Source organism: Ideonella sp. B508-1 (assembly GCF_000333615.1).
Classification (GTDB): domain Bacteria; phylum Pseudomonadota; class Gammaproteobacteria; order Burkholderiales; family Burkholderiaceae_C; genus Ideonella.
The window spans coordinates 1-13,255 of sequence record NZ_BADL01000510.1 but is presented as its reverse complement, the minus strand read 5'-3'; the positions used below and the strand labels follow the sequence as shown (position 1 = coordinate 13,255).

The following is a 13,255-nucleotide window of genomic DNA, read 5'->3' as shown; positions in this document are numbered from 1 at the left end:
AGCCTCGCTGCCGGGCGCGGTGGACGTGCAGGTGCTGGGTGACCGCACCACCACCATCCGCGCCTCGGTGGAGGACGTGCAGCTGGAGCTGCTGCTGTCCATCGGGCTGGTGGTGGCGGTGATCTTCGTCTTCCTGCGCAGCCTGGCCACCACGCTCATTCCCAGCGTGGCGGTGCCACTGTCCCTGGTCGGGACCTTCGGGGTCATGTACCTGGCCGGGTTCTCGATCAACAACCTCACCCTGATGGCGCTGGTGGTGGCCACCGGCTTCGTGGTGGACGATGCCATCGTGATGATCGAGAACATCGCGCGGCACGTCGACGAGGGGCGCCCACCGATGGAAGCCGCCCTGGAGGGCGCCCGCCAGATCGGCTTCACCATCATCTCGCTGACCGTCTCGCTGATCGCGGTGCTGATCCCGCTGCTGTTCATGGGCGATGTGGTGGGCCGCCTGTTCCACGAGTTCGCCATCACCCTGGCGGTCTCCATCCTGATCTCCGCCGTCGTCTCGCTGTCGCTCACGCCGATGATGTGCGCCCGCCTGCTGAAGGCCCAGCCGGCCGAAGGCGGCGGCGAGCACCCCTGGGTGGCCCGGCAGCTCGACGCGCTGATCGCCGGCTATGGCCGCGCCCTGGACTGGGTGCTGGACCGCCGACGCGCGATGATGGGGCTGTTCCTGGCCACGGTGGCGCTCACCACCGCGCTGTACTTCGTGGTGCCCAAGGGCTTCTTCCCCGTTCAGGACACCGGCCAGATCCAGGGCATCACCGAATCGGCCCAGTCGGTGTCCTTCTCGGCCATGGCCCAACGCCAGCAGGCCCTGGTGGGGCAGTTGCTCAAGGACCCGGCGGTGGACAGCATCACCTCCTTCATCGGGGTGGATGGCGCCAATGCCACCCTGAACACCGGCCGGGTGCAGATCAACCTCAAGGCCGCCGCGGCACGCCCCGCGGGCGACGACGCCACCACCGTGGCGCGCCGGCTGGCGCAGGCGGTGAGCAAGCTCCCCGGGATCCGGCTGTACCTGCAGCCGGTGCAGGACCTGACGGTGGAGGACAAGGTCGCCAAGACGCAGTACCAGTTCACCCTGAGCTCGCCCGATGCCGCGGAACTCAGCCGCAGCACCGCGGCGCTGCTGCAGCGCCTGCAGGCGCGCCCTGAACTGCAGGATGTGGCCAGCGACCAGCAGGAGCAGGGTCTGCAGACCTACATCGACATCGACCGCGACGCGGCGGGCCGGCTGGGCGTGAGCGTGGCCAACATCGACAGCGCGCTGTACGACGCCTTCGGCCAGCGGCTCATCTCCACCATCTTCACCCAGAGCAACCAGTACCGCGTGGTGCTGGAGCTGGATCCGCAGTTCCAGCAGGGCCCCCAGACCCTGGCCCTGCTGCGCGTGCCCAGCGCGAACGACAGCCAGATCCCGCTGTCCTCGGTGGCCTCGTGGCATCAGCGCGTCACCCCGCTGGCGATCAACCACCTGGCCCAGTTCCCGTCCGCCACGATCTCCTTCAACCTCGCACCGGGGGCCTCGCTGGGCGAGGCCGTGCGGGCCATCGAGAACGAGGAGGCCCGGCTGCAGCTGCCCGCCAGCGTCGAGACCAGCTTCCAGGGCGCGGCACGGGCCTTCCAGTCCTCGCTCAGCAGCACCCTGCTGCTCATCCTGGCCGCCGTCGTCACGATGTACATCGTCCTGGGCGTGCTCTACGAGAGCTACATCCACCCGCTGACCATCCTCTCCACCCTGCCCTCGGCCGGGCTGGGTGCCCTGCTGGGCCTGCTGGCGGCCCGGCTGGACCTGGGCATCATCGCCATCATCGGCATCGTGCTGCTGATCGGCATCGTGAAGAAGAACGCGATCATGATGATCGACTTCGCGCTGGAGGCCCAGCGTGTCCAGGGCCTGCCGCCGCGCCAGGCCATCCACCAGGCCTGCCTGCTGCGCTTCCGCCCCATCCTGATGACCACGCTGGCGGCCCTGCTGGGCGCCCTGCCGCTGATGCTCGGCACCGGGGTGGGCAGCGAGCTGCGCCATCCCCTGGGCGTGGTGATGGTCGGGGGGCTGATCGTCAGCCAGATGCTCACGCTGTTCACCACCCCGGTGATCTACCTGGGCTTTGCCTCGATGGCCGAGCGGCTGGCGGCCTGGCGCCAAGCCGCCGCGGCCCGCTGACCCGCGCCCGGCCATGAACCTGTCCCGGCCGTTCATCGACCGCCCGGTGGCGACCACGCTGCTGACGCTGGGCATCGCGCTGGCGGGCATCCTGGCCTACTTCCAGCTGCCCACCGCCCCGCTGCCCCAGGTGGAGTTCCCGACCGTCTCGGTCACCGCCTCGCTGCCCGGGGCCAGCCCGGACACCATGGCCGCCACGGTGGCCACACCGCTGGAGCGCGCCCTGGGCTCCATCGCGGGCGTGTCGGAGATCACCTCCACCTCCACCCTGGGCAGCACGCGGGTGACCCTGCAGTTCGACCTCGACCGCGACATCGACGGCGCGGCCCGGGACGTGCAGGCCGGCATCAATGCGGCGCGCTCGCTGCTGCCCAGCGGCATGCCCAGCAACCCGACCTACCGCAAGGTCAACCCTGCCGACGCGCCCATCATGGTGCTGGCGCTGACCTCGGACACGCTCACCCGCGGGCAGATGTACGACGCCGCCTCCACGGTCCTGGCGCAGCGGCTGTCCCAGGTCAACGGGGTGGGCCAGGTCACGGTCGGTGGCGGCGCCTTGCCGGCCGTGCGCATCGAGCTCGATCCCAACAAGCTGGCCACCGCCGGCCTCTCCCTGGAAAACGTGCGGGCCGCGGTGGTGGCGAACAACGCCAACCGGCCCAAGGGTTCCCTGGAGGACGGCGACAGCCACTGGCAGCTGGGCGCCAACGACCAGGGGCTGCGGGCCAGCGACTACGCGCCGCTCATCCTGAGCATGCACAGCGGCGCAGCCATGCGCCTGAGGGATGTCGCCCAGGTCACCGACAGCGTGCAGGACGTGCGCAACTACGGCATGAGCAACGGCAAGCCGGCCGTGCTGCTCATCCTGAACAAGGCGCCGGGCTCCAACATCATCCAGACGGTCGACCAGATCCGCGCCCTGCTGCCGCAGCTGCGGGCCTCGATCTCGCCGGCCATCTCGCTGGATGTCGTGGTGGACCGCACCCCCACCATCCGCGCCTCCATCCAGGAGGTGCAGCGCACCCTGGCCATCTCCTTCGGCCTGGTGATCGTGGTGGTGCTGGCCTTTCTGCGCAATGCACGGGCCACCCTGCTGCCGGCCGTGGCAGTGCCGGTGTCGCTGGCGGGCACCCTGGGGGTCATGTACCTGCTGGGCGCCAGCATCGACAACCTGTCGCTGATGGCGATGACCGTGGCCACCGGCTTCGTCGTCGACGATGCCATCGTCGTGCTCGAGAACATCTCGCGGCACATGGAAGCCGGCATGAGCCCACGGGAAGCCGCGCTGCGCGGCAGCCAGGAGATCGGCTTCACCGTGGTCTCCATCTCGCTGAGCCTGATCGCCGTCTTCATCCCCATCCTGGCCATGGGCGGCATCGTGGGCCGGCTGTTCCAGGAATTCGCCATCGTCCTGTCGGTGGCCATCCTGGTGTCGATGCTGGTCTCGCTCACCACCACCCCGATGATGGCGGCCACCCTGCTGCGCCCGCCGGTGCCGGCCACCCGCGCGCCCCGCCCCTGGGCGCGCCGCCTGGGTGGGCTGCAGGGCCGGCTGCGGGCCGGCTACCGGCGCAGCCTGCGCTGGACCCTGCGCCACCAAGGGGTGGCCCTGGCCGCCCTGGCCGCTGTCGTCGGCCTGAACATCTACCTCTACATCATCGTCCCCAAGGGCTTCTTCCCCCAGCAGGACACCGGCTTGATGGTGGGCGGCGTGCAGGCCGATCAGGCCAGCTCCTTCCTGTCCATGCAGAAGAAGATGCAGGCCTTCAGCAGCATCGTCCTGCAGGACCCGGCCGTGGCCTCGGCCACCGGCTTCACCGGAGGCGGCCAGCGCAACAGCGCCAACATGTTCATCTCGCTCAAGCCGCGGTCCCAGCGCAGCGAGTCCATCGACGAGGTCCAGGCGCGGCTGCGCCGCAAGCTCTCCCACGTGGCCGGCGCCAACCTGTTCCTGGCGCCGGTGCAGGACATCCGCGTGGGCGGGCGCCAGTCCAACGCGACCTGGCAGTACACGCTGCAGGCCGACGAACTGGAGGACCTGCGCCGCTGGGAGCCCCGGATCCGCCAGGCGCTGATGCAGCTGCCCATGCTCACCGACGTCAACAGCGACCAGCAGGACCATGGCCTGCAGACCTCGCTGTCGGTGGACCGCAGCGCCCTGTCGCGCCTGGGCCTGAGCATGAGCGTGCTCGACAACACCCTCAACGACGCCTTTGGCCAGCGGCAGGTCGGCGTCATCTACAACCCGCTCAACCAGTACCGGGTGGTGATGGAGCTGGCCCCGCCCTACCTGGAGAGCCCGGAGTCGCTCAAGGGCCTGTACCTCACCAACGCGAGCGGTCGTCAGGTCCCCCTGGCGCAGGTCGCCCAGGTGAGCACCACCAACACCCCGCTGGCGGTCAACCACCAGAGCGGGCGCCCCGCCGGAACCATCAGCTTCAACCTGGCACCGGGCGTCGCCCTGTCCGATGCCGTCGCGGCCATCCAGAAGACCGTGGACCAGCTGGGCGTGCCGACCTCGGTGCGGGGCAGCTTCCAGGGCACGGCGATGGCCTTCCAGAGCTCGCTCAAGTCGCAGCCCCTGCTGATCGCCGCGGCCATCGTGGTGATCTACCTGATCCTGGGCATCCTGTATGAGAGCCTGATCCACCCCGTCACCATCCTGTCGACCCTGCCTTCGGCCGGCGTCGGGGCCCTGCTGGCCCTGATGCTCGTGCGCACCGATTTCAATGTGATCGCCCTGATCGGGGTCATCCTGCTGATCGGCATCGTCAAGAAGAACGCCATCATGATGATCGACGTCGCCATCTCGGCCCAGCGGGCCGCCCGCGCACGGGGTGCGGTCCGCGCCGCCGGGCCCGCCATCTACCGTGCGGCCGCACAGCGCCTGCGCCCCATCCTGATGACCACCCTGGCGGCGATCCTGGGCGCCGTGCCCCTGACCCTGGCCCATGGCGAGGGCTCCGAGCTGCGGGTGCCGCTGGGCATCTCCATCGTCGGCGGCCTGCTGCTGAGCCAGTTGCTGACGCTCTACACCACCCCGGTGGTCTATGTCTGCATGGACCGCCTGCGCCGCCGCACCCCGCCCACCGCCTCCCCCGGCGCTTCCCGGAGGACAGGAGCCCATTCATCATGACGCGCGACCTCCGCTCTCCCCACTGGCCTCTGGGGCTGTCCTTGATCGCCCTGTCCTGCCTGCTGCACGGTTGCGCCGTGACCGGCCCCGCGGTGCCGCCGCCCGCGCCCGTGGCGCCGACCTTCAAGGAAGAGGGCGCCTGGCACGGCCAGGCCGCCCGCACCGACGCCGTGCCCTCGGCCTGGTGGACCTGCTTCGGCGATCCGCAGCTCAACGCGCTGGAAGACGCCCTGCAGATCGGCAACCAGAACCTGCGCGTGGTGGCCGCCCAGCTGGATGCGGCGCGCGCCGCCGTCGACGCCAGCCAGTCGGCGCTGCTGCCCACCCTGGGCGTGACGGCCAGCGGCAGCCGTGCCCGCACGCCCGGAACCGCCCGACAGGCCGCCAGCACCGGCAACAGCTTCCAGCTGGAAGCCACCTCCAGCTGGGAGGTCGATCTCTGGGGCCGCTACCGCCTGGCCCTGCAGGGTGCCCGGGATTCCGCCCAGGCCAGCGAGGGCGATCTGAAGGCGGCCCGGCTGTCGGCCCAGGCCACACTGGCCAGCAGCTACTTCGCACTGAGAACGGCCGATGCCCAGGACGCGCTGCAGGTCCGCGCCATCCAGGCCTATCAAAGCAGCCTGGCGATGACCCAGGCCCGGGTGTCGGCGGGCGTGGCCGCGGAAAGCGACATGCTGCAGGCACGGGCCCAGCTGAACACCGCCCAGTCCCAGCTGGCGGAGACCCGCCTGCAACGGGCACAGCTGGAGCATGCCATCGCCGTGCTGCTCGGGCGCGCGCCTGCGGAGCTCAACCTCCCGCGCGACGGCACCCTGCCCGCGCCGCCGGCCATGCCGGCGATGCTGCCGTCCCGGGTGCTGGAGAACCGGCCCGATGTGGTGGCCGCGCAGCAGCGGGTGGCCGCGGCCTATGCGCAGATCGGCGTCGCGGACGCTGCCTTCTTCCCGGATGTCAGCCTGTCGGCCGACGGAGGATTCCACGCCAGCCAGCTCAGCCGGCTGATGTCCGCCCCCAACCTGCTCTGGTCGCTGGGGCCGAGCATGGTCGCCAGCCTGCTCGACAGCGGGGCCCACGAACTGGCCAGCCGCCAGGCGCGCGCGGCGGCGGACGAGGCCACGGCCAGCTACCGCCAGACCGTGCTCACGGCCCTGCAGGAAGTGGAGGACAACCTGGTCGCCCTGCGGCAGCTGCATGACGAGTGGACGGCCCAGCAGCGGGTAGCCCAGGACACCGAACGCAGCCTGAACATGACCCTGGCCCAGTACCAGGCCGGCACCGTCAGCTACCTGAATGTGGTGGCGGCCCAGGTCTCCGACTTCACCGCCCAGAGCAACCAGCTGGCGGCGCAGAACCGCCTGCTGGCGGCCAGCAACATCCTGCTGAAGAACACCGCCGGCCTGGCGGGCCGCGCACCGGCTTCCCCCGCGCCGTGAGCAGGACCGGGGCAGGCGGCCCCGAGAACCCCGATAATCCGCGCTTTGCCCGCCGCCTGACGTGAACATCCCCGACGACGCCCTGCTGGCCTGGAACCCGGCCGACCGCGCCGAGGCCCAGGCCCTGGTCGCCGCGGTGCAGGCCAGCGCTCAGCGCCACGCCGCCGAGCTGCCCGAGCCGCCGCCGGAGCCCACCACCTGCTGCGGCCGGGGTTGCATCGGCTGCGTCTGGGAGGGCTACTACAGCGCCCTGGCCTATTGGCGCGACGAGGCGGTGTTGCGCTGGGCCGACTGAGGCTGAGGGCACTCCGTCGCCGAGCTGTCCGCAGGCCGTCTCGGGGACCCACCGTCTTTCGCGTGACACAGCGGCATGCGAGAGTGCCGAGTTAACCTTCCACATCCCAGCGCACGACGAGCGAGCGTCCCATGCAGAACGAACAGCGCTTCTTCGCCCGCACGGCGGTCGAGTCCCCGATCAATCGCTGGGACTGGGCCCTGCTGCCCGTGGTGCTGGCCACCCTGGTGCTGCTGGCCTACGGGGCCATGGGCATGTCGCGGCCCTTCCATGTGGGCGACCCCATCGCCCTGTCGCTGAGCCCCTGGGATCTGCCTTACTACTTCCTGCGCACCACGCTGCGCATGGCAGTGGCCATGGTGGCCTCGCTGCTGTTCGCCTGTGTCTTCTCGGTGCTGGCGGCCAAGAATGCCACCGCCGAACGGGTGCTCGTGCCGCTGCTGGACATCCTGCAGTCCATCCCCATCCTGGGCTTCCTGTCCATCACCGTCACCGGCTTCATCGCCCTGTTTCCCGGCAATCTGTTCGGGGTGGAATGCGCGGCCATCTTCGCCATCTTCACCTCGCAGGCCTGGAACATGGCCTTCAGCCTCTACCAGTCGCTGCGCACGGTGCCGGCCGAACTGCAGGAGGCGGCCCGTGTGTTCCAGCTCTCGGGCTGGCAGCGTTTCTGGCGCCTGGAACTGCCCTTCGCCATGCCTGGCCTGCTGTGGAACATGATGATGTCCATGTCCGGCGGCTGGTTCTTCGTCGTGGCCTCGGAGGCCATCAGCGTCTCCAACCAGAACATCAAGCTGCCGGGCGTGGGCTCCTACATCGCCATGGCCATCGAGGCCCGCGACCTCGGCGCCATCGGCTGGGCCATCGCCAGCATGCTGGGCGCCATCCTGCTGTACGACCAGCTCCTGTTCCGTCCCCTGGTGGCCTGGGCCGACAAGTTCCGCTTCGAGGAAGGCGGCAGCGCCATGGCCCCGCAGTCCTGGCTGCTGACCTGGCTGCGCCGCACCCGTGGCACCCAGGCCCTGGCCGACTGGCTGGTCGGCCAGCTCGAACGCACGCTGGTGCTGTTCCACCGCCGGCACGACGGCACCTCCATCCGGGCCCGGGCCCGCGCACCGGCCTGGCAGGTCCAGCGGGCCTGGGACGCCCTGATCGCCGCGGTGGTGCTGTACGCGCTCTGGAGCCTGCTGCGCTTCGTCCACACCGAGGTGGGCTGGGCCGAAGTCGGCCATGTGCTGTGGCTGGGCTTCCTGACCCTGCTGCGGGTGAGCGTGCTGATCGCGCTGGCAGCCCTGGTCTGGGTGCCGGTGGGCGTGTGGATCGGCATGAACCCGCGCTGGTCCGACCGCCTGCAGGCCGTGGCCCAGTTCCTGGCCGCCTTCCCGGCCAACCTGCTGTTCCCGGTGGCGGTGATGGCCCTGGTGCACTGGCACCTGAACCCCAACATCTGGCTCTCGCCGCTGATGGTCTTCGGCACCCAGTGGTACATCCTGTTCAACGTCATCGCCGGGGCCTCCAGCATCCCCTCCGAGCTGCGTTTCGCGGCCCAGAACCTGGGGCTCAAGGGCTGGCTGAAGTGGCGCCGCTTCCTGCTGCCGGCGGTCTTCCCCAGCTTCGTGACCGGCGCGCTGACCGCCAGCGGCGGCTCCTGGAACGCCAGCATCGTTTCCGAGTACGTCACCTGGGGCGACACCACGCTGCAGGCCGAGGGCCTGGGCAGCTACATCGCCCACATGACCGCGGTGGGGGACTTCCCCCGCATCGCGCTGGGCATCGGCGTGATGTGCCTGTTCGTGATGGGCCTGAACCACCTGGTGTGGCGACGCCTGTACCGCATGGCCGAAGACCGCATGCATTTCTGAACCTGCCGGACCGCACACATGAGCAACGACATCCTTCAACTGCGTGGCGTGGGCAAGTCCTTCCGTGGCGCGGACGGTCGCAGCCGTTCCGTGCTCGACGGCGTGGACTTCACCCTGCGCGAGGGCGAGATCGTCGCCCTGCTGGGCCAGTCCGGCTCGGGCAAGAGCACCCTGTTGCGCATCATGGCCGGCCTGGTGGAGGCCGACCAGGGCGATGTGCGCTACCGCGGCCAGCCACTCTACGGCCCGGCCCGCGGCATCAGCATGGTGTTCCAGTCCTTCGCGCTGTTCCCCTGGCTGACGGTGCAGCAGAACGTGGAGCTGGGGCTGGAGGCCCGCGGCGTGGCCGCTGAAGAGCGGGCCCAGAAGGCCCAGTCGGCCATCGAGCTGATCGGCCTGGCCGGCTTCGAGGGCGCGCTGCCGCGCGAGCTCTCGGGCGGCATGCGCCAGCGCGTGGGTATTGCCCGCGCCCTGGTGACCGAGCCCCATGTGCTGCTGATGGACGAGGCTTTCTCCGCGCTGGACGTGCTGACCGGCGAGCGCCTGCGCGAGGACATCCTGGAGCTGTGGACCTCCGGCCAGATGCCCACCCGGGCCATGCTGGTGGTGTCGCACAACATCGAGGAGGCCGTGATGATGGCCGACCGGGTGCTGGTGTTCGCCAGCGATCCGGGCCGCGTGCGCTCCGAGCTGGCCATCGCCCTGCCCCACCCGCGCGACGCCGAAAGCCACGAGGTGCGCGCCCTGATCGACCAGGTCTACGGCCTGATGACCGGCGCACGCACCGGCACCGCGACCCCGGTGGCCCCCGCCCTGGCCACCCGCCTGCCCGAGGCCGACGTGGCCCGCATGGACGATCTGCTGGAACTGCTGGCCGACGAGCCTTTCAACGGCCGGGCCGACCTGCCGCAGCTGTCCGAGGAATCGGAGCTGACCGACGCCGAGCTGCTGCCGGCCGCGCACGCGGTGTCGCTGCTGGGCCTGGCCCATCTGGCCGATGGCGACCTGCAGCTCAGCCCGCTGGGGCGGCGCTATGTGGACGGCTCGCACACCTTGCGCCATCAGGTCTTCGGCCAACAGCTGCTGACCCATGTGCCGCTGGCCGCCCACATCCGCCACAGCCTGGAGCAGGAGGCCACCGGTGAACTGCCCGAGGCCCCCTTCCTGCGCCTGCTGAGCGAGGCACTGGAACCCGCCGAGGCCCGCCAGGTGCTGCAGACCATCGTCTCCTGGGCCCGCCACGGCGAGGTCTTCGAGTACGACTTCAACGCCCGCACGCTGCACCTGCCCGACGACAGCGGCGAGGACGTGACCTGAGCGCGAAGGACGTCGCGCCGCGGGCGATACACTCGACCGCATGGTGGAAGCACATGTCCTGATCGGCAACCCGAACACCCGCAAGTCCACCCTGCTGCGCTGCCTGAGCGGCTGCTTCAACCGCAGCGTGCGCGACATGGAGACGGTGCGGGGCGACAAGTTCAAGCTCTACGCCCGGGCCTCGGCCCTGCAGGAAAGCCGCACCACGGTGGCGGCCTTCCAGGAGGAGGTGGCGCGCAGCCGCTGCCAGCAGGTGCTGTTCTCGCTGTGGCCCGGTGCACACCCCCACGATGCGCAGAACTGGCCCGGCGCCATCGCCTACCTGGAAGCCCTGCAACGCGCCGGCTGGGTGATCCGCCACGCGGCCGTGCTGGGCGCGCAGCCGCTGCGCCCCCCGGCCCAGTCGGTGGTCACCCTGCCCAGCGTGCTGGACCAGCCCATCAACACCAGCGCCGCGCAACTGCGCCAGCACTTCGGCTGGAAATGAGCCGGCGGCTCAGGCCGCCTGGTCCGCCTGGGCCAGCGCCCCGAGCACGGCATGAACCTGCGCCAGCACCTCATCGGCCAGGCCGGGTTCGGACTTGACGACGCCCCGTGACAGGGCCATCGCCCCGATGAAGGCCGCGACGAAGACCGTGGCCAGGGCGCTGGTGTCCTGGATCGGTCCGCTGGCGGGCAAGACCTGTTCGACCCCATCGCGCAGCTCCCGGAAGGCCTCGGCGAAGCGGCGGCTCACCCCTTCGCTCTGCCGGCCGGTCTCACAGGCCGTCGCGACCAGGGGACATCCGGCGCCAAGGTCGTCCCTCACCCGGGGGTCCAGGTAGTTATCCAGGTAGGTCGCCACCGTGCGAGGGCGGCCCCTGCGGGGGGCCGTCACACGGTCGTAGCCCATCCGGAACGACTGGGCGAAGGCCTGGGCCGCCAAGTCCTGCTTGTCGGCGAAGTGCTTGTACAAGGCGCCGTGCGTCAGACCAGCCTCGCGGCAGATGTCCGCCACGCCGACCCCATCGATGCCATGGCGCTTGAAGAGGGCGCCGGCCGCTTCCAGCAGGGCCTGGCGGTTCTGCTGCGTCTGCTCCTTGGTGACTTTCATGCGATCGCCTCGGGTTGACCTTTTTTGATTGCAACCATTATCATTAAATTGCCTCTGCAGACCCCTGTCCGAAACGTCCGCCCCCTGGTGGGGCGATTCTCAGCCCCCAACCACACTGCTGACCATGCCTGCCCAACGACTGGCCACTTTGCTTCAACGCCGGGGCATCCACTACGCCTGGGTCGCGGCGGCCATCACCTTTCTGGCCATGTTGGTGACCTCCGCCGCCTTGGGCCTGCCCGGGGCGCTGCTGCAGCCGCTGTCCCTGGAGTTCGGCTGGAGCACGACGGAGCTGTCTTCCGTCTTTGCCACCCGGTTCGCGCTCTACGGCCTGCTGGGCCCCTTCGCCGCCCTGGTTCTGCTGCGCTACGGCGTCTCGCGCATGGTGACGCTGGCCCTGGCCATCATCGCGGTCGCGCTGCTGCTGGGACTGTTCATGCACTCGCTGATGCAGGCCTTCGCACTCTGGGGTCTCTTGCTGGGCCTGGGCACCGGTCTGACCGCGATGGTGCTGGGCGCCACCGTGGCCAATCGTTGGTTTGTCCACCGCAGGGGCCTGGTCCTGGGCCTGCTGGCCGGCAGCGGCGCCACCGGTCAGCTCATCTTTCTGCCGCTGGCCACCTGGCTGATCGAGCAGCACGGCTGGCGCTGGGCACTGATTCCGGTCGTCGGTGCCGCCGTCGGCGTGGGGCTGTTGGTCTTGCTGTTCCTGCGCGACCACCCCGCCGACCTGGGCCTGCAGGCCTATGGAGCCACCCCTGACACGCCCGTCTTGCCTCCACCACGGGCCGACTGGTCTTTGCCCTTCCGGACCCTTCGGTCGGCGGTGGGTGTGCCGGCTTTCTGGGTGCTGGCCGGCACCTTCTTCATCTGCGGGCTGAGCACCAACGGGCTGGTCCAGACGCACTTCATCTCACTGTGCGGCGACCACGGCCTGGGCCCGTTGCCTGCGGCCTCCGTGCTGTCCATGATGGGCGTATTCGACCTCTTTGGCACCACGCTGTCCGGCCATCTCTCGGATCGCTACGACAGCCGCAAACTGCTGTGCTGGTACTACGGCCTGCGTGGGCTGTCCCTGTTCTGGCTGCCTTACTCCGAATTCACGCTGTCCGGACTCTCGCTGTTCGCCATCTTCTATGGGCTGGACTGGATCGCGACCGTCCCGCCCACGGTCAAGCTCAGCGCCCAGGCCTTCGGCCCGGAGCGGGCCGCGCTGGTGTTCGGCTGGGTGTTCGCCGCGCATCAGCTGGGCGCGGCGACCGCCGCCTATGGCGCCGGCCTGACCCGCTCTGTGACGGCCAGCTACACCCCCGCCTTGCTCGCGGCCGGCGCAGCCTGCCTGCTGGCCGCGGCCACCATCATGCTGATGAAGGGCCCACGACGCCGGGAGGCGAGGCGCTGAGGGCTGGCGCCACCCCTCGCCCACGGCGCCGGACACGGCGTGAGGCCGGGGTCAGAGCCGCACCACCGAAGGCCGTGGCACGGGCACGGACACCACGGCGCTCTGCTGCCGCGCCCGCAGCTGCCCGCAGCCGCCATCCACATCCTGCCCCGCCGAATGGCGCAGCTTGGTCAGCACGCCCTGGCGGTGCAGGCGCCGGGCCAGCTCGGCCGCCTTCTCCCAGGCGGGGCGCTGGTAGGGCAGATCGGGCACCGCGTTGTAGGGGATCATGTTGAGCATGGCGTAGCGGCCCCGGAACAGCCCCACCAGCGCATCCATCTCGGCATCGCTGTCGTTCACGCCCTCGATCAGGGTCCACTGCACCTGCAGCGGGTAGCCGGTGGCGCGGGCATAGGCCTCGGCGCGGTCCATCAGCTCGGCCGGCGCGATGCGCGGCGCGCGCGGCAGCAGCTCCGCCCGCAGGTCCGCCCGCGTGGTGTGCAGCGACAGTGCCAGCGCCGGCTTGACCCGGCCCTGCGGCAGGCGCTCGAAGGCACGCTCATCG

General features: G+C 70.2%; 9 protein-coding genes and 1 pseudogene. 8 read left to right on the top strand and 2 right to left on the bottom strand.

The window, feature by feature from the left end:
• The 7 genes from I73_RS29390 to I73_RS20160 form a co-directional block, all read left to right on the top strand.
• The coding region (locus I73_RS29390) for an efflux RND transporter permease subunit (protein ID WP_022982279.1) at positions 1-2,173 on the top strand (2,173 nt) is incomplete at its 5' end.
• 13 nt (positions 2,174-2,186) lie between these two features.
• Positions 2,187-5,309, top strand: coding sequence for an efflux RND transporter permease subunit (locus I73_RS29385; protein ID WP_022982278.1), 3,123 nt, complete (start codon positions 2,187-2,189; stop codon positions 5,307-5,309).
• Complete coding sequence (locus tag I73_RS29380) at positions 5,306-6,742, top strand: efflux transporter outer membrane subunit (protein WP_022982277.1); 1,437 nt, start codon at positions 5,306-5,308, stop codon at positions 6,740-6,742. Before I73_RS29385 ends, I73_RS29380 begins: the two co-directional genes overlap by 4 nt.
• 61 nt (positions 6,743-6,803) lie before the next feature.
• Positions 6,804-7,037 carry an oxidoreductase-like domain-containing protein gene (locus I73_RS20175; RefSeq protein WP_022982276.1) on the top strand — a complete coding sequence of 78 codons (234 nt, stop codon included), beginning with the start codon at positions 6,804-6,806 and terminating at the stop codon, positions 7,035-7,037.
• Between the two features lie 131 nt (positions 7,038-7,168).
• A complete protein-coding gene (locus I73_RS20170) occupies positions 7,169-8,899 on the top strand; it encodes an ABC transporter permease subunit (protein WP_022982275.1) in 1,731 nt (576 codons plus the stop codon).
• A gap of 18 nt (positions 8,900-8,917) precedes the next feature.
• The gene (locus I73_RS20165) at positions 8,918-10,216 is read left to right on the top strand and encodes a nitrate/sulfonate/bicarbonate ABC transporter ATP-binding protein (RefSeq protein ID WP_022982274.1); all 1,299 of its coding nucleotides are present in this window, start codon (positions 8,918-8,920) and stop codon (positions 10,214-10,216) included.
• A 40-nt stretch (positions 10,217-10,256) separates the two neighbouring features.
• Positions 10,257-10,703 (top strand): hypothetical protein, encoded by a 447-nt coding sequence (locus I73_RS20160; RefSeq protein WP_022982273.1) that lies wholly within the window; start codon positions 10,257-10,259, stop codon positions 10,701-10,703.
• Between the two features lie 9 nt (positions 10,704-10,712).
• Here I73_RS20160 and I73_RS20150 read toward each other — a convergent pair whose 3' ends face one another.
• Positions 10,713-11,309 (bottom strand): TetR/AcrR family transcriptional regulator, encoded by a 597-nt coding sequence (locus I73_RS20150; protein ID WP_022982272.1) that lies wholly within the window; start codon positions 11,307-11,309, stop codon positions 10,713-10,715.
• Positions 11,310-11,433: 124 nt separating this feature from the next.
• On the opposite strand from I73_RS20150, the gene I73_RS20145 reads away from it, so the two are divergent.
• On the top strand, positions 11,434-12,711 hold the full coding sequence (locus I73_RS20145; RefSeq protein WP_022982271.1) for an MFS transporter: 1,278 nt from the start codon (positions 11,434-11,436) through the stop codon (positions 12,709-12,711).
• A 51-nt stretch (positions 12,712-12,762) separates the two neighbouring features.
• On the opposite strand, the pseudogene I73_RS29375 reads toward I73_RS20145, so the two are convergent.
• Positions 12,763-13,255: pseudogene (locus tag I73_RS29375) on the bottom strand (rRNA methyltransferase); the annotation flags it as partial.